The sequence below is a fragment of the Curtobacterium sp. MCBD17_028 genome, assembly GCF_003234875.1.
In the GTDB taxonomy this organism is placed as follows: domain Bacteria; phylum Actinomycetota; class Actinomycetes; order Actinomycetales; family Microbacteriaceae; genus Curtobacterium.
The window spans coordinates 131,281-147,259 of the sequence record NZ_QKTQ01000007.1; the positions used below are offsets into that span (position 1 = coordinate 131,281).

The following is a 15,979-nucleotide window of genomic DNA, read 5'->3' on the forward strand; positions in this document are numbered from 1 at the left end:
CGGCCGACTCTATTGCACGGGCGGGCGGCCATCCGGGTCGGTGAGGGCGGCGAGGCGACCCTCGGGGTCGAGTCGGCGGAGCATCGCGCGGAGGTCGGCGTCGAGCTGCCGGAAGCGGTCCTCGCCGATCGCGTCGACCACGAGGTGGCGTGCGTTCCGGACGTGGCCGGGGGCAGCTGCGACCACGGCCTCCCACCCGGCGTCCGTGAGTCGGACGTCCGTTGCCCGCCGGTCGTCCGTCGACGGACACCGCGAGACGAGCCCGCGCTTCTCGAGGCGGGTGACGACGTGGGACAGCCGGGGCAACGAGCTGTTCGTGGCGGCGGACAGGGCCGTCATGCGCAGCGTGCGGTCGTCGCGTTCGGAGAGCATGGCGATGACCATGTAGTCGAAGTGCGTCAGGTCGGAATCGCGCTGCAACTGCTGGTCGAGCGCCGCGGGCAGGAGCTCCATGACGGCGACGAGGCGGATCCACACGCGGACCTGCTCGCGGTCGAGCCAGGGCACGTCGTCCGTCGTCATCCCCCGATCCTACGGAATGGTTGTCGATTCAACCGGTGTCATTCCTCCCTGGACCCCGTCGGGCGCCGGCCTGTGGACAGTCGGGCACAGGACACGGCGCGGTGCCAGGATGGGCGCATGAACGACCGTGCCGGAACGCCCGCGACCGCCGAGGACCTCGTCGATCTCCAAGAGCTCGTCGACGCCTACTACTCGCGGGTCCCGGACGCATCGAACCCCGAGCAGATGGTGGTGTTCGGCACGTCCGGCCACCGGGGCTCCTCGCTCGACACCGCGTTCAACGACGCACACATCGCCGCCATCACCCAGGCGATCGTCGAGTACCGCGCGCAGCAGGGCACCACGGGGCCGCTGTTCATCGGCCGCGACACGCACGCGCTGAGCGGTCCGGCCGAACGGACCGCGCTCGAGGTCCTGGCCGCGAACGGCGTCACCGTGCTCGCCGACAAGGACAACGGGTACGTGCCGACGCCCGCGCTGAGCCACGCGATCATCCGCTACAACCGCGAGGGCCACGACGACACCGCCGACGGCATCGTCATCACGCCGAGCCACAACCCCCCGCGCGACGGCGGCTTCAAGTACAACCCGCCGCACGGTGGGCCCGCGGACAGCGACGCGACGAAGTGGATCGCCGACCGGGCCAACGCGATCATCGCCGGCGGTCTCGTGGACGTGCAGCGCCAGGAGCAGGCGAGCCCCGGCCGGTACGACTTCCTCGACACGTACGTGCACGACCTGGCGGACATCATCGACATCGCGGCGATCAAGCGCGCGGGCGTCCGGATCGGCGCGGACCCGCTCGGCGGCGCCAGCCTGCCCTACTGGAACCGCATCCGGGACCACTACGGCCTCGACCTGACGGTGGTGAACCCCGACGTCGACCCGACGTGGTCGTTCATGACCCTCGACTGGGACGGCAAGATCCGGATGGACCCGTCGAGCCCGTCCGCCATGGCGTCGGTGCTCGCCCACAAGGACGAATTCGACGTCCTCACGGGCAACGACGCCGATTCCGACCGGCACGGGATCGTCACGCCGGACGGTGGGCTCATGAACCCCAACCACTACCTGGCGGTGGCGATCGAGTACCTGTACTCGCACCGTCCGCACTGGCGACAGGACGCCGCGATCGGCAAGACCCTCGTCTCCTCGACCATCATCGACCGCGTCGCGGAGTCGCTCGGCCGGACCCTGTGGGAGGTCCCGGTCGGGTTCAAGTGGTTCGTCCCGGGCCTGATCGACGGCTCCGTGGGCTTCGGTGGCGAGGAGAGCGCGGGTGCCTCGTTCCTCCGGATGGACGGCACCGCGTGGACGACCGACAAGGACGGCATCATCCTCGCGCTGCTCGCGTCCGAGATCATCGCCGTCACGGGCAAGACCCCGTCGCAGCTCTACCGCGAGCTCACGGAGCGCTTCGGTGACCCCGTGTACCAGCGCGTCGACGCCGCTGCGACGAAGGCCCAGAAGGCGGCGCTCGGCAAGCTCGACGGCGACGCGATCCAGGCGGACACCCTGGCCGGCGACCCCATCGTCGCGAAGCTGTCGAAGGCACCGGGCAACGGCGCGGCCGTGGGCGGCGTCAAGGTCGTCACGGACCGCGCGTGGTTCGCCGCACGCCCGTCTGGCACCGAGGACGTCTACAAGATCTACGCGGAGTCGTTCGTCGGGCAGGAGCACCTCGAGCAGGTCCAGCGCGAGGCCAGGGAGATCGTCGACGCCGCACTCGGCGACGCCTGACGACCCGGGGCACTCGGTCGGGAGGCACGGTGCGGCTCCGCCCCGCGCCTCCCGATCAGCTGACGGTCAGAGCACGCGCTGGTACCGCAGCCAGTTCTCGCACAGGCGCGTCCACTGCGAGGTGTGCGGTTCCTTGACCGCGGTGCCGAGCCCGTGCCTCCCGTGCGGGAACAGGTGGAACTCGACCGGCACCTCGTTCCGGACCAGGGCCTCCACGTACGCGAGTGCGTGCGTCGCGCGCACGATGCGGTCGTCCGCCGTCGTCCACACGAAGGTCGGTGGCGTCCGCGCGTCGACCCGGGTCTCCATGGACAGCTCGCGCCGGAGCCGCCACGACGGTGCATCGCCGAGCAGGTTCCGCATCGGCCGGGTCCGCGTCGGGTGCTCCATCGAGACGACCGGGTAGTTGAGGACGCAGAACGCGGGCCGGTCGTCGTCGGGGTCGTCGATCCCGTTCGCCAGGCACGCGGCGAGGTGCCCGCCGGCGCTCGAACCGACGACACCGACGCGCGCCCGATCCACGTCGATCGGCGCCGCGCCCGACCGCAGCCAGCGGAACGCCGCCCGTGCCGCGTCCAGGGGTTCGGGGTGCCGGTGCGGGGCGACCGGGTAGCGCAGCACGACCCCGTGCACGCCGATCCCGGCGAACCACTCGGCGAGCAGCTCCGAACTCGGGCGGCCGTGTTCCTCGTACCCACCACCGGGCAGCACGAGGACCGTCGGACGGGGGCCGGGCAGATCCGCGGGTCGGTAGGTGAGCCCGGCGGGTTCGGACACCATGCGGCAGAGCCTACCTGCGCATCGGCACAGATCCGGGGCCTCCGTCCACAGGTCGCCCGGAGCTCGATCAGGTCGGAGCGACGGGGAATACCCTGGCGTGATCGTCGCGTTGTCGCCTGAGTTGCGTGACCTGTAACTTTGCACGCGGCGCAAACTTCTCGGCAACGGCGGCCCGATCGATTCGAGCACCGAGCGCCGCCGGACATCCCAGACCCCGCACCAGACGGAGAACCAGCACAATGACCCAGACCGCGACGCAACGGGCCGGCACCTCGTCGTCCCCCACCACGTCATCGAACGCGGTGATGTCGCACCGTCAGATCCTGCTCGTGATCTACGGCCTCATGGCCGGCATGTTCCTGGGCGCCCTGGACCAGACGATCGTCGGGACCGCGATCCGCACCATCGGTGACGACCTGCACGGGCTGAACGAGCAGGCGTGGGTGACGACCGCGTACCTCATCGCGTCGACGATCATGACCCCGATCTACGGCAAGCTGTCCGACCTCTTCGGGCGGCGACCGCTGTTCCTGATCGCCATCGCGATCTTCATCATCGGCTCGTTCGCCGCGTCGTTCTCGACGTCGATGGTCATGCTCGCCGCGTTCCGTGGCGTGCAGGGCCTCGGTGCCGGTGGCCTCATGTCGCTGCCGCTCGCGATCATGGGCGACATGTTGGCCCCGCGTCAGCGCGCCAAGTACCAGGGGTACTTCCTCGCGGTGTTCGGCGTCTCGTCGGTCATCGGCCCGCTCGTCGGTGGTCTGTTCTCCGGCGCCGCGCAGATCCTGTTCATCACGGGCTGGCGCTGGGTGTTCCTCATCAACGTGCCGATCGGCATCGCGGCGCTGATCATGGTCATCGTCTTCCTGCATCTGCCGCGGGTCGGTGACAAGCGCAAGGTCCGCATCGACTACTGGGGTGCCGCGCTCGTCGTGGTGACCCTCGCGCCGCTCCTGCTCGTCGCCGAGCAGGGTCGCGACTGGGGTTGGACCTCGGTCGGATCGTGGACCTGCTACGTCATCGGCGGGCTCGGCCTGCTGGCGTTCATCCTCGTCGAGCGCGCGATGCGCGACGACGCGATCATCCCGATGAAGCTGTTCCGCTCGCGGGTGTTCTCGATGTCGACGATCCTGGGTGTCCTCGTCGGGTTCGGCATGTTCGGCGCGCTGCTGACGCTCCCGCTGTACCTGCAGATCGTCAAGGGCCTGACCCCGACCGAGTCGGGGTTCGCCACCCTCCCGATGGTCCTCGGACTGATGATCGCCTCGATCACCTCCGGCCAGATCATCTCGCGGACCGGCAAGTACCGGATCTTCCCGGTGACGGGCACCGCGGTGACCTCGATCGGCTACATCGTCCTGACGTTCATCACCGTCGACAAGCCGCTGTGGTTCCTGCTCATCGCCATGTTCTTCATCGGCCTGGGGCTCGGCCAGCTCATGCAGACCCTGACGCTCGCGTCGCAGAACTCGGTCGGTCCGCGTGACATCGGCGTCGCCACGAGCGCGTCGACGTTCTTCCGGCAGATCGGTGGAACGCTCGGCACGGCGATCCTGCTGTCGGTGCTCTTCGCGAGCATGCCGACGAACATCTCGACCGCCATGGAGAACAAGAGCACCCTGACGAACGGCCTCGACGCAGCCCTCACGCCGTCGGTGGCCAGCGCGTCGAAGAACGCCGGCGTCATGAAGCAGATCTGGAACCCGATCGTGACCCCGGTCAAGAAGAAGATCCAGAGCCAGCTCGACCAGGGCGCGACCCAGGCGAAGGGCCAAGCCGACCAGGCCGTCACGAAGCAGGTCACGACGGCCGTCCAGCAGCAGGTCAGCGCCGGCAAGGTCCCGGCGGCTGCCGCGCAGTCGGTGATCCAGCAGCAGGTCGCCGCCGCGCGGCCCGCCGCGGAGCGCAAGGCACTGCGGGCCGCGGCCGCACAGGCGCACGCCTCCGTCCGCAACGGCGGGCTCCGGATCGACTACGCGAACGCCTCGCAGCGGAAGCACGTCGTCACCGCGGTCGCGCCGACCATCATCAAGCAGGTCAAGAAGGGCTCGTCGAACGCGAAGAGCACGACGAGTGACACGAGCGACACGTCGTTCCTCAACGGCGCCGACCCGCGCTTGACCAGGGCGTTCCTGACCGGGTTCAACAACTCCGCCGTGCAGATCTACTACGTCGGCCTCGGCGTGCTCCTGCTCGCGTTCATCCTGACGTGGTTCTTCCGCACGCCGCCGCTCCGCAAGGTGTCGGCTCTGCAGGAGCAGGCGAACGACGCTGCGGGGTCCGTGCCGAGTGGCGCTGCCGGACACAACGGCGGGAGCGACGACCTCGACGTCGGCGCTCAGGGTTCGGCCGCGTCGATGGGTTCGCTCGTGTCCCCCGACACCGGCGCGGTCGACACCGTGCCGACCTCACCGGACGTGTCGCTCGACAGCGGTGAGACCCGCGCGCCGCTCGCGGATGCGCCGACGCACGGGGCACACTCCGCCGCCGCCGCGGTCGACTCCCCGAGTCGTGTGCACAACGAGTCGGACGCGCCCAAGCACGCCGCACCGGTCCTCGAGGCCGAGCGGGGCAGGGTAGCCGCCCCCGCCGCCTCGCCGACCGACGGCACCACCGACGTCGGCCACGCCGAGCGGCACGGCAAGCACAGCGCCTGACGTCGCACCTCGACGACCACGAACGCCCCGGAGACCACTCCGGGGCGTTCGTGCGTCTCGGAGCGTTCGTGCGTCTCGGAGCGGAACCGCCGAGCGGCGCCCGGGATTCGCCGACATCGGGGAACTCCGCGGGGACGCCCGCGGTCAGACGGCCGGGTCCTCGACGTCCGCGGCGGGCGGCTCGGCCGTGGTGAACACCGCCGCGGGCAGACGTCGCCGCATCACGGCGATCGCCTCGGGGTTGTCGTCGACGAGCAGGAACCGCCGTCCGAGCGCCGCCGCGACGGCCCCGGTCGTCCCGCTGCCGGCGAAGAAGTCGAGCACGAGGTCCCCGGGCCGACTCGACGCCTGGACGATCCGGCGGAGCACCCCCTCGGGCTTCTGCGTCGGGTACCCGGTCTTCTCGCGACCCGTCGGCGACACGATCGTGTGCCACCACACGTCGGTGGGGAGCTTGCCGCGTTCGCGCTTCTCGGGCGTGACGAGGCCGGGCGCCATGTAGGGCTCGCGGTCGACCGCCTCCGAGTCGAAGTGGTACCGCTCCGGGTCCTTGACGTAGACGAGGATCGTGTCGTGCTTCGTCGGCCAGCGGGTCCGGGACTTGGCGCCGTAGTCGTAGGCCCAGATGATCTCGTTGAGGAACGCGTCGCGGCCGAACAGCGCGTCGAGCAGGACCTTGGCGTAGTGCGCCTCGCGGTAGTCGAGGTGGACGTACAGCGTGCCGTCGTCGGCGAGCACCCGCCAGGCCTCCGCGAGCCGCGGCTCGAGGAACGACCAGTAGTCCTCGAACCGGTCGTCGTACCGCATGAGGTCACCCCGGACGCGTTCGTACGACCGCCCCTGGAACCCCCGGACGGGGCCGTCGACGGCGCGGACCGCCGTCGACGCACGACGCGTCTGGGTCCGTCCGGTGTTGAACGGCGGGTCCAGGTAGACGAGCGTCGCGAGCCCGTCGGGCAGCGTCGCGAGGACGTCGAGGTTGTCGCCGTGCACCACCCGGTCGGGCTCGACCGCGGGGCGGGGCTCGACGTCGGTGACGGGGACGGGGTGCACCCGCTCATCATGACGCGCTCCGCGGGCCGGGAGGCACGCCCCGCGCCGCTCGCGTGCGTCGCGTCCGGCATAGGCTGACGGGATGCACGGCGAGTACAAGGTCCCCGGAGGCAAGCTCGTCGTCGTCGACCTCGAGGTCGTCGACGGCCGGATCGACGGGTTCCGTCTGGCGGGGGACTTCTTCCTCGAACCGGACGACGCCCTCCCCCGCATCGACGCGGCGGTGAACGGCCTGCCGGTCGAGACCGACGCCGCGGGCATCGCGGCCGCCGTCCGGGCCGCCCTGCCCGAGGGCGCCGTCCTGCTCGGGTTCACCCCGGAGGCGGTGGCCACGGCCGTGCGTCGGTCCCTGGCCCGGGCCTCGACCTGGCAGGACCACGACTGGGAGATCATCCACGAGGGCCCCATCCCGCCGAACGAGCACCTGGCGCTCGACCAGGTCCTCACCGAGGAGGTCGGTGCCGGACGCCGCGGTCCGACCCTGCGGATCTGGGAATGGGACCAGCCCGCCGTCGTGATCGGCAGCTTCCAGTCCCTGCGCAACGAGGTCGACCCGGCCGGCGCGGCGCGGTACGGCGTCGAGGTCGTCCGCCGCATCTCCGGCGGGGGCGCGATGTTCATGGACGCGGGCGCGATCATCAGTTACTCGCTCTACGTGCCGGCGGACCTCGTGCAGGGCATGAGCTTCGCCGACTCCTACGCGTACCTCGACGAGTGGGTGATCGAGGCGCTGAAGTCCCTGGGCATCGAGGCCTGGTACCAGCCCCTCAACGACATCACCTCGGCGAAGGGCAAGATCGGCGGTGCCGCGCAGAAGCGGCTCGGCACGGGCGCGATCCTGCACCACGCGACGATGAGCTACGACATGGACGGCGAGAAGATGGTCCAGGTCCTGCGCATCGGCCGCGAGAAGATGAGCGACAAGGGCACCACGAGCGCTGCGAAGCGGGTCGATCCCCTGCGGTCGCAGACGGGTCTGTCACGCGCCGAGATCATCGACCGACTCATCGCGACGTTCACCCGGCTGTACGGCGCGCACGAGGGCCACGTCACGCCGGAGGAACGTGCCCGCGCGCAGGAGCTCGTCGCGACGAAGTTCGCCACTCGCGAGTGGCTCGAGCGCGTCCCCTGATGCAGGGCGTGGCGTCCGGGAGGAGGGGACTCCCGGACGCCACGCGAGCATCGTCGACGCCGGACCAGAGACGGGGACTCGAGGATCATGAGAATCACCCGCGCGGCTGATCCCCCGCGCGGACGACGCACGTAGCCTCGGTGCTCGTGAACTGGTTGATCCTGCTCGGCGCGGTGGCGGCGGCCGTGCTCGCGACGTGGGTCGCGGACCGACTCGGCTGGGTCGACCTGTCGAACAAGGCGAGCCGGGGCGGGTCGTCCGGTGGGGCCATCGCGATGATGGACGAGGTGTTCGCGCCGACCCGTCACGAGACGCAGGCCGAGTTCGATCGGCAGTCGCGCCTCCCGGTCGAGGCGCCGACGCCGGCGGACGACGACCACGACCTGCTGAGCGGCCACGTGCTCATCCGGGTGCCCACGGTCCGTGCGGACCGCGGGCCGGCTCGTGCCGGGGCGCACGAGCGCAGCTTCTAGACCGCCAGGAGCTCCTGGTAGTCCGGGTGCTTCTCGATCCAGGCGTGTACGTAGGAGCACTGCGCGACCACCGACCGGTCGGATCCCGCACGGACGTCGTCGAGCGCTCCGCGGACCAGGATGGACGCATTGCCGCCGCCACGGCGCTCGGGGTCGACCTCGGTGTGCACGAAGCGGATGACGTCGCCGTCGATCTCGTACGCGGCGAAGCCGATGACGGCACCGTCCTCGACGAGTGAGTACTGGTTCTGGTCGGCGTCGTTCCGCACTTCGGTCGTCATCCGGCCGAGGCTACGCCCCCGCCCCGGACGTCCGCAGTGCGGGCGTGAGCGTTCAGCCAGGCGACCAGGTCGGCGATGACCTCGTCCCGGTTCGTCTCGTTGTAGACCTCGTGTCGCGCGCCCTCGTACACGTGCACCCGCACGTCGGTGAGGCCGGCGCGGCCACGGTACGCGCGGGCCAGTCGGTGGACGGAGCGCGGTCCGCCGAGCGGGTCGTCGGACCCGACCTGCAGGAGCAGCGGCAGGTCGTGCGGGATCCGACGCCGCGGGACGCCGAGCAGCCGGAGGGTGTCGGCGATCCCGAACAGCCCGATGACGTCCGCCTCGGCCGCGAGCGGGTCACCCGCCATCGCCTCGATGATCGCGCGGTCGCGGGTCAGCCACTCGTACTTCGTCGGCCCGAGGTGCGCGTGCCGCTTGTTGAGGTCGCCGCCGTTCATCCAACCGGGCACACGGTAGGCGGACCCGGACAGCACGAGGCCGTCGTACTCGCCGCTGGCGGTGTTGACGATCTTCTGCGCCATGATCGATCCCCACGAGTGGCCGAGCAGGACGATCGGGAGCCCCGGGTGTGCCTGCCGCGCGACCTGCGTCATCTGCTGGACGGCGGCCACGGCGGCGCGGAGACCGCCGGGTCCGAGCCGGCCGAGCTGCGTCCGGTCGTCACCGTGCTGTCGGAGGCCCGTCCGCCCGTGCCCGCGGTGGTCGTTGACGACGACGGTCCACCCCGCGGCGACGAGGTCCCGGGCGAGCGACGCGTACCGCCCGCCGTGCTCCCCCACCCCGTGGGCGATCTGCACGACGCCGTGCGGGTCCGCCGCGCTCCAGGTGTCGTGGACGACGTCGATCCCCCACGCGTCCCTGAACGTCGCCTCGATCGGCGCACTCGGACCGGGCGGTGTCGGCTGCGGTGCGGTCACCGCACCATCTTGCCGCGCCGACGCCCGAGTTCACCCGCTGTTCACCTCGGCGCGTGCGGCACTCGCCTAGCGTGGCGCCCGTGTCGGCAGTCCCGCTGCCGACGCCCTCACGACAGGAGGCAGCATGGACGTCCTCGTCACCGTGGTCCTCGTGATCGTCGTCGCCCTGGTGTTCGACTTCACGAACGGGTTCCACGACACCGCCAACGCGATGGCCACGTCCGTCGCGACCGGTGCCCTCAGACCGCGCACCGCGGTGCTCATCTCGGCGTCGCTCAACCTCGTCGGCGCGTTCCTGTCCACGGAGGTCGCCTCGACGGTGTCGCAGGGGATCATCAACGAGGGACAGAGCGGCATCGAGATCACGCCCGTCATGATCTTCGCCGGCCTGGTCGGCGCCGTGCTCTGGAACCTCGCCACGTGGTACCTCGGCCTGCCGTCGAGCTCGACCCACGCGTTGTTCGGCGGTCTCATCGGTGCCGCGGTCATCGGCGCCGGGTTCCAGTCGGTGAGCTGGACCACCGTGGTGTCGAAGGTCGTCCTGCCGGCCCTGTTCTCCCCCGTGATCGCGGGCGTCATCGCACTCGTCGCGACGTTCGTGGCCTACCGCTTCACCCGGAACGCGACGACGCACGGTGCTGCGACGGGGTTCCGGCACGGGCAGACGATCTCGGCGTCGCTGGTGTCCCTGGCCCACGGGACGAACGACGCGCAGAAGACGATGGGCGTCATCACGCTCACGCTCGTCGCGGCGCACTACCAGGAGTCCGGGACCGGCCCCGAGCTGTGGGTGATCCTCGCCTGCGGCCTGGCGATCGGCCTCGGCACCTACACCGGCGGCTGGCGGATCATGCGGACGGTCGGCAAGCGGATCTCGGACGTCCAGTCGCCCCAGGGGTTCGCCGCCGAGACGAGTTCGGCCGCGACGATCCTCATCTCGAGCCACCTCGGGTTCGCCCTGTCGACGACGCACGTGACGAGCGGGTCCGTCGTCGGGTCGGGCCTCGGCAAGCGGCTCGCCGACGTGCACTGGGGCGTGGTCGGGAGGATCGCCTCGGCCTGGGTGATCACGCTGCCCGCCGCCGCGGTGGCCGGCGGCATCGCGACCTGGATCGCGTCGTCCTCGGCGATCGGGCTCGTCATCGTGGCGTTGCTCGCGGTCGCCGGTGGCGGGACGTTCGTCATGCTCGCCCGACGCAAGCCGATCACGCACGAGAACGTCAACGACGAGCCGGCCCCGGAGCGCGAGCCGGTCGCCGCCGGAGCGGAGGCCTGACATGGGGTCCACCATCGACTGGAGCGCCATCGGCGAGGTGTTCGGCGTCGGGTTCGTCGCCGCGGTGGGCATCGTCGTCGTCTACACCCTGGGGCTCCGCCTGCTCGGGGTCGGCCAGCCGCAGGACCCGCGCGGTGAGGCGACGACCTCCGACCAGGAGGCCCCGCGTTCGGGCCGCACGCCGCCCGCGGCGATCGCCGGTGCGGGACTGTGCTTCGCGGTCGGCGCCGCCGCGGTGCTGTTCGGGATCTGGCTGACGGTCCCCCAGTTCCACTGACGGCCGCCCCGGCCAGGGCTGGCCGGCCCGGCCAGGGCTGGCCAGTCCTCCAGGTCCGGCCGGCCCTCCAGTTCCGTCGAGATCGCAGAAGTTGCCGCTTTGGCCCCCTCCGAAGCGGCATCTTCTGCGATCTCGACGCAATGGGGGCGACCCCATGGCGACCGGTGGGCGCGGGCGACCGCGCGGGCACGCGGCTGCGCCCTCCGCGGAACCAGTTCGTTCGCCGAACTAATTTGATAGGCTAACGATGTGTCCGTCGAAGTCCCCGCTCGCCCCGACCGGGCGACACCGCACGCATCGCTGAGCAGCGACCTGCGGATGACCGTCAACCGCCTGTCCCGGACCCTCCGCGCCCAGAAGGCCGACGCCTCCGTCCCGGATGCCCAGTTCTCCGCCCTCGCGCAACTGCACCGGAACGGTCCTCGCTCCCTGGCCGACCTCAGCGATGCCGAGGGCATCACGCCTCCCTCGATGACGAAGACCGTGAACGCCCTCATCGAACGTGGGCTGGTCCGGAAGACCGAGGACGCCGTCGACAAGCGCAAGGTCCTGATCAGCGCCACCGATGCCGGTGCCGCCTTCGTCCGGGAGACCCGTCGTCGCCGCGACGCCTGGCTCGCGCCCCGCATCGCCAAGCTCACACCCGCCGAACGGCGCACCCTCGCCGACGCCACCGACATCCTGAGGAGGCTCACCCAGCAGTGACCGCCATGTTCAGTTCCCTCTCGGGACGCAACTACCGCATCTGGTTCTCCGGCGCCCTCGTGTCGAACGTCGGCACGTGGATGCAGCGCACCGCGCAGGACTGGATCGTCCTGACGCAGTTCACCCACGACAGCGCCGTCGCCGTCGGTATCACGATGGCGTTCCAGTTCGGGCCGCAGCTCGTGCTCATGCCGATCACCGGACTCGTCGCCGACCGGTTCGACCGCCGGCGCACCCTGATGGTCACGCAGGCCCTCATGGGAGCGCTCGGTCTCGCACTCGGGATCATGGTGGTCACGGGCGCTGCCTCGCTCCTGTCGGTCTACGGGTTCGCACTCGCGCTCGGCATCGTCGCCGCCTTCGACACCCCCGTGCGCCAGGCCTTCGTGTCGGACGTCGTCCAGGGCGAGAACGTCGCGAACGCCGTCGCACTCAACTCCGCCTCGTTCAACGGTGCCCGACTCATCGGCCCCGCGATCGCCGGCGTGCTCATCACCGCCATCGGTTCCGGTTGGGTGTTCGTGATCAACGCGGCGTCGTTCCTGGCGGTGCTCATCGCGCTGCGGTTCGTCGACCCGGCACAGCTCGCTCGGCATATCCGGCCGAAGCGCGGCAAGGGTCAGATCCGCGCGGGGTTCACCTACGTCCGCACCCGCCCCGACATCGTCGTGGTGCTCTGCATGATCTTCATGGTGGGGACGTTCGGCCTCAACTTCCCGATCTTCACGTCCACCATGGCACGCGTGGAGTTCCACCGCGGCGCGGGCGAGTTCGGGCTGCTCAACTCGGTCATGGCGATCGGTTCGGTGCTCGGTGCACTCCTGTCAGCCCGTCGCGAACGTCCGCGCCTGCGCCTGCTCGTCGTCGCGTCCGCGGGCTTCGGGCTCGCATGCGCCGTCGCCGCGGTCATGCCCACGTACGCCACGTTCGCGATCCTGCTCGTGTTCGTCGGGCTCTCCGCCATGACGTTCATGACCACCGCCAACGCCCTCGTCCAGACGACGACCGAACCGGCGATGCGCGGCCGGGTGATGGCGCTGTACATGGCGATCTTCGCGGGTGGCACACCCATCGGAGCGCCGATCGTCGGCGCCGTGGCCGACTCCTGGGGTCCCCGGTGGGCGCTCGGCGTCGGGGCCCTGTCGGGGTTCGTCGCCCTCGCGATCGCGCTCGTCTGGTTGTCCCGGTTCCAGCACCTCCGACTCCGGTACGACGCGGACAGTCGGCTCCACCTGGCCGTGACGAGCTCGATCCCGGTGGTCGGCGGGCGTCGGGCGCGCGCGGCGATGCAGGCCGAGTTCGCCTCGGAGGAAGCCGTCGCGAACCGCACCAGCTCCGCCTGAGGTCAGCGGCCTCCGGCCCAGGACGGGGCCGCGTCCGTCGGGAAGTACCGGGCACGGATCGCGTCGGACACCTCCGTCGTCGCCTGCCGCACCTGTTCCATGCGGCTCGGCAGGTCCTCGAGGATCGCGGCCACGGGCGCGACCTCGAGCGACGACCGGATCCCACCGAGGAGGCGCTGGGCATCGTCCTCCGTACCGGCCCGCTCCGTCGCCGCCTCGACCTCGCGGAGGCACTGCTCGGCGCGGCGCACCGAGAACAGGACGGAGCGCGGGAACGACGGGTCGAGCAGGAGGAACTCGGCAGCAGTCCGCGCCGACGGCACACCGCGGTGCGTGTGCAGGTACGGCTCGTAGGCGCCGCACGAGCGGAGGATCGTGGTCCAGCTCGGCCCGGCGACCTCGGTGAGCATGCGGCTGGCGAGCAAGCGCGCGGTCAGGTCGGCCCGCTCGATCGAGCGGCCGAGGGTGAAGAAGTTCCAGGTCTCGTCGTGGCTCGTGGTGGACTCGATGATCCCCACCGCGAGCGCACTCCGCTCCCGCACCCACCCGAAGAACTCGTGCACCTTGTCGCTCGCGACCTTGCGGGGCATGCGCGCCCGCGTCGTGTTGAGGCACTCCCACAGCTCGGTCGACACGAACTCGCGGGCGCGGCGTGCGTCCTCCCGGGCCGCGCCCAGGGAGTACGCGATCGAGGCGGCGTTGTGCCGGTCGATGGCGAGCATGCCGAGCACGTCCGCACGGGTGAGTCGCTCGTCGTCCGGCACCGATGCCCCCAGGACGCCGAGCAGACTGCGGCAGGCGAGGTCCTCCTCGATCCACGGCTCCTCGTTGAGCAGTTGCAGGTGGACGTCGAGGAGCCGGGCGGTCCCGTCCGCGCGTTCGACGGAGCGGCCGATCCCGAAGACGCTCTCGGCGGTGCGGCTCAGCACGTCGCCTCCTCGGACGCTCCGGACCCGTCGGCCGCAGCGGACGGAGCGGCCATGCCGAGAACATAACGACTCGTGATTGCCGCGGTGTTTCATGCCCGGGTCACGGATGTTGCGGATGCGTGGGCGCGTCCGCGATGTCCGGAGGCGCGCCGGGCAGCAACGACGTGCACGAACCGGACGTGCCGGTCGCAACGGGAGTGGGCGGGGAATGCTGTGCCGCCTATGAGGGTTACATCGGCACCCGAACAAGGAGCCAAGATGACCACCACGACGACACTGCGACCACGATTGCCGCTCAACACGTTCGGGATCTCGTTCGGCACGGCAGGTATCGCCGGTACCTGGACCACGGCCGGCGACCTGCTCGGAGCGCCGGCCGCCATCGGCGAAGTCCTGTGGGCCGCCGCGGCGGTCGCCTGGGTCGTGACCATCGTCCGGTACCTGCGCCGACCGGGCGGGATCCGAGCCATCGTCGCCGACCTCCGCCACCCGGTCCTCGGTCCGTTCGCCGCGCTCGTGCCCGCGGTGGGGTCGCTGCTCGCGGTGCACGTGTCGACGTGGGCGCCGACGGTCGGGGCGGTCGGCGTCTGGGCGATGCTCGCGCTGACCACGGTATTCGGTGCGTGGTTCGTGACCGACCTGCTCACCACGCCTCGCGACCCGGGAACGCTCCACGGCGGGTACCTGCTCCCGACCGTCGCCAGCTCGCTGCTCGGCGCGCAGGCGCTCGCGACCATCGGTCACCCGGCACTCGCGACGGGCTTCTTCGCGACCGGCGTGCTGTTCTGGCTCCTCGTCGGCGCCGTGCTCCTCGTTCGGTTCGCGACCGGACCGGCGATCCCGGCCGTACTCCTGCCCACGCTCGCGATCGTCTCCGCACCGCCGGCGGTCGCGGGCAACGCCTGGTGGGTGCTGACGGGAGGCACCCCGTCCATCGTGCACACCGCCCTCGCCGGCGTCATGGTCGCCTTCCTCCTCCCGCACGCCTTCCTCGTCCGTCGCTACCTCAGGTCCGGGTTCGCGATCGGCTTCTGGGCGATGACCTTCACGACAGCCGCGAGCGCCACCTACGGGATCCGGCTGCTCACGTCCACGGACCTCGGGACGCTCGGCATCGCGTCGGCCTGGGTCGTCGTGGCGCTCGCGACGGTGATCGTGGGCAGCATCGCCGTGCGGTCCATGGGGCTGTTCCTCCAGCGACCCCATGATGCAGCTGCAGCTGCGGTGCCCGCGGCCGATCGGCGACCCGGCAAATCCCTCGACTGACTAGCTGCTAGATGATCTAGCATGTCCTCCATGTCCGAGCCAACGACGCAGGCCCGGGGCTTCTGGGACAGTGCCTCCCCGGCATCGGTGACCGACGTCCTCGAGGCGCTCCGTCAGCTCCGCGAGGCCGAACAGCGCGCCCACCGCCGAGCGTGTGCGTCCCTCCACGTGGGCGAGAACGGCCTGCACGCGTTGCGCTTCCTGCTCGAGGCCGGTGCCGTCGGGCAGGACGTCAACGCGAAGGACCTCGCGGTCCGGCTCGGGGTGACCGCGGCCTCCACCTCGGTGCTGGTCGAGCGCCTCGTCCGGAGCGGGTACGTCGAGCGTCACCCGGACCCACAGGACCGCCGTGGCGTGCTCCTCACGGCCACCGGCCCGGCCGCCCACCGCGCCCGTCGCGTGATCGCGGAACTCGACGCGACACGGGGTCGAGCGGTGGCGGACCTGCCTGCCGGAGCCGCTGACGTGGTCCTGCGGTTCCTCACCGAGATGGCCGATGCGGTGGGCGCCGAAGATTCCGTACCCGCGGGTATGGACAATTCTAGTTAGGCCATCTAGATTGTGACCCGCGAGGCAAGAGGTGCGGCGCCGTTCGGGTCGGAGCCGGACCTCTCTCCTCCCTTGG

The 15,979-nt window shown here is 70.8% G+C and carries 16 protein-coding genes; 10 read left to right on the top strand and 6 right to left on the bottom strand.

Going from position 1 to position 15,979, the window contains the following annotated elements; translation table 11 throughout:
- Positions 1-9: 9 nt before the first annotated feature.
- The gene (locus DEI86_RS10525) at positions 10-522 is read right to left on the bottom strand and encodes a MarR family winged helix-turn-helix transcriptional regulator (protein ID WP_111010134.1); all 513 of its coding nucleotides are present in this window, start codon (positions 520-522) and stop codon (positions 10-12) included.
- Positions 523-639: 117 nt separating this feature from the next.
- Between DEI86_RS10525 and pgm the strand changes: the two genes are divergently transcribed.
- Positions 640-2,262 (top strand): phosphoglucomutase (alpha-D-glucose-1,6-bisphosphate-dependent), encoded by a 1,623-nt coding sequence (gene pgm, locus DEI86_RS10530; protein ID WP_111049496.1) that lies wholly within the window; start codon positions 640-642, stop codon positions 2,260-2,262.
- A gap of 66 nt (positions 2,263-2,328) precedes the next feature.
- Here pgm and DEI86_RS10535 read toward each other — a convergent pair whose 3' ends face one another.
- Positions 2,329-3,042 carry an alpha/beta hydrolase gene (locus DEI86_RS10535; protein WP_181434621.1) on the bottom strand — a complete coding sequence of 238 codons (714 nt, stop codon included), beginning with the start codon at positions 3,040-3,042 and terminating at the stop codon, positions 2,329-2,331.
- Positions 3,043-3,281: 239 nt separating this feature from the next.
- Here DEI86_RS10535 and DEI86_RS10540 point away from each other — a divergent pair, with 239 nt between their 5' ends.
- Positions 3,282-5,699 (top strand): MDR family MFS transporter, encoded by a 2,418-nt coding sequence (locus DEI86_RS10540; RefSeq protein ID WP_375334764.1) that lies wholly within the window; start codon positions 3,282-3,284, stop codon positions 5,697-5,699.
- A gap of 144 nt (positions 5,700-5,843) precedes the next feature.
- Here the strand turns inward: DEI86_RS10540 and DEI86_RS10545 are convergent, their stop codons facing one another.
- Complete coding sequence (locus tag DEI86_RS10545; RefSeq protein ID WP_375334603.1) at positions 5,844-6,695, bottom strand: DNA-methyltransferase; 852 nt, start codon at positions 6,693-6,695, stop codon at positions 5,844-5,846.
- Positions 6,696-6,834: 139 nt separating this feature from the next.
- Here DEI86_RS10545 and DEI86_RS10550 point away from each other — a divergent pair, with 139 nt between their 5' ends.
- Both DEI86_RS10550 and DEI86_RS10555 read left to right on the top strand, forming a co-directional pair.
- Positions 6,835-7,884: a biotin/lipoate A/B protein ligase family protein gene (locus tag DEI86_RS10550; protein WP_111010142.1), complete on the top strand. Its 1,050-nt coding sequence runs from the start codon at positions 6,835-6,837 to the stop codon at positions 7,882-7,884.
- Positions 7,885-8,030: 146 nt separating this feature from the next.
- A complete protein-coding gene (locus DEI86_RS10555) occupies positions 8,031-8,357 on the top strand; it encodes a hypothetical protein (protein ID WP_146244046.1) in 327 nt (108 codons plus the stop codon).
- On the opposite strand, the gene DEI86_RS10560 is transcribed toward DEI86_RS10555, so the two are convergent.
- Together DEI86_RS10560 and DEI86_RS10565 are read right to left on the bottom strand one after the other, a co-directional pair.
- Positions 8,354-8,638 carry a GNAT family N-acetyltransferase gene (locus DEI86_RS10560; RefSeq protein ID WP_111049498.1) on the bottom strand — a complete coding sequence of 95 codons (285 nt, stop codon included), beginning with the start codon at positions 8,636-8,638 and terminating at the stop codon, positions 8,354-8,356. The genes DEI86_RS10555 and DEI86_RS10560 overlap by 4 nt on opposite strands.
- Positions 8,635-9,558, bottom strand: coding sequence for an alpha/beta fold hydrolase (locus tag DEI86_RS10565; protein ID WP_258376516.1), 924 nt, complete (start codon positions 9,556-9,558; stop codon positions 8,635-8,637). The genes DEI86_RS10560 and DEI86_RS10565 overlap by 4 nt, the downstream gene beginning before the upstream one ends.
- A gap of 124 nt (positions 9,559-9,682) precedes the next feature.
- Between DEI86_RS10565 and DEI86_RS10570 the strand changes: the two genes are divergently transcribed.
- From DEI86_RS10570 to DEI86_RS10585, 4 genes are all read left to right on the top strand, one after another.
- Positions 9,683-10,834, top strand: a complete 1,152-nt coding sequence (locus tag DEI86_RS10570) for an inorganic phosphate transporter (RefSeq protein ID WP_111010147.1) — start codon at positions 9,683-9,685, stop codon at positions 10,832-10,834.
- Position 10,835: 1 nt separating this feature from the next.
- Positions 10,836-11,111: a hypothetical protein gene (locus tag DEI86_RS10575; protein ID WP_111010149.1), complete on the top strand. Its 276-nt coding sequence runs from the start codon at positions 10,836-10,838 to the stop codon at positions 11,109-11,111.
- Positions 11,112-11,360: 249 nt separating this feature from the next.
- Entirely contained in the window at positions 11,361-11,816 is a 456-nt protein-coding gene (locus DEI86_RS10580; protein ID WP_220037213.1) for a MarR family winged helix-turn-helix transcriptional regulator, read from the top strand.
- Positions 11,813-13,159, top strand: a complete 1,347-nt coding sequence (locus tag DEI86_RS10585; protein WP_258376517.1) for an MFS transporter — start codon at positions 11,813-11,815, stop codon at positions 13,157-13,159. Before DEI86_RS10580 ends, DEI86_RS10585 begins: the two co-directional genes overlap by 4 nt.
- Positions 13,160-13,161: 2 nt before the next feature.
- Here the strand turns inward: DEI86_RS10585 and DEI86_RS10590 are convergent, their stop codons facing one another.
- Positions 13,162-14,088, bottom strand: a complete 927-nt coding sequence (locus DEI86_RS10590) for an alpha-E domain-containing protein (protein ID WP_111049499.1) — start codon at positions 14,086-14,088, stop codon at positions 13,162-13,164.
- A 258-nt stretch (positions 14,089-14,346) separates the two neighbouring features.
- Between DEI86_RS10590 and DEI86_RS10595 the strand changes: the two genes are divergently transcribed.
- Positions 14,347-15,354 (top strand): C4-dicarboxylate transporter, encoded by a 1,008-nt coding sequence (locus DEI86_RS10595; protein WP_111049500.1) that lies wholly within the window; start codon positions 14,347-14,349, stop codon positions 15,352-15,354.
- Between the two features lie 30 nt (positions 15,355-15,384).
- The gene (locus tag DEI86_RS10600; protein ID WP_181435055.1) at positions 15,385-15,903 is read left to right on the top strand and encodes a MarR family winged helix-turn-helix transcriptional regulator; all 519 of its coding nucleotides are present in this window, start codon (positions 15,385-15,387) and stop codon (positions 15,901-15,903) included.
- Positions 15,904-15,979 lie beyond the last annotated feature (76 nt).

Excerpts from the sequence above, each read along its gene's own strand:
- DEI86_RS10535 (WP_181434621.1), bottom strand. The coding sequence starts at position 3,042 with ATGGTGTCCGAACCCGCCGGGCTCACCTACCGACCCGCGGATCTGCCC.
- DEI86_RS10550 (WP_111010142.1), top strand. The coding sequence starts at position 6,835 with ATGCACGGCGAGTACAAGGTCCCCGGAGGCAAGCTCGTCGTCGTCGAC.
- DEI86_RS10595 (WP_111049500.1), top strand. The coding sequence starts at position 14,347 with ATGACCACCACGACGACACTGCGACCACGATTGCCGCTCAACACGTTC.
- DEI86_RS10600 (WP_181435055.1), top strand. The coding sequence starts at position 15,385 with ATGTCCGAGCCAACGACGCAGGCCCGGGGCTTCTGGGACAGTGCCTCC.
- DEI86_RS10575 (WP_111010149.1), top strand. The coding sequence starts at position 10,836 with ATGGGGTCCACCATCGACTGGAGCGCCATCGGCGAGGTGTTCGGCGTC.
- DEI86_RS10540 (WP_375334764.1), top strand. The coding sequence starts at position 3,282 with ATGACCCAGACCGCGACGCAACGGGCCGGCACCTCGTCGTCCCCCACC.
- DEI86_RS10570 (WP_111010147.1), top strand. The coding sequence starts at position 9,683 with ATGGACGTCCTCGTCACCGTGGTCCTCGTGATCGTCGTCGCCCTGGTG.
- pgm (WP_111049496.1), top strand. The coding sequence starts at position 640 with ATGAACGACCGTGCCGGAACGCCCGCGACCGCCGAGGACCTCGTCGAT.
- DEI86_RS10525 (WP_111010134.1), bottom strand. The coding sequence starts at position 522 with ATGACGACGGACGACGTGCCCTGGCTCGACCGCGAGCAGGTCCGCGTG.
- DEI86_RS10560 (WP_111049498.1), bottom strand. The coding sequence starts at position 8,638 with ATGACGACCGAAGTGCGGAACGACGCCGACCAGAACCAGTACTCACTC.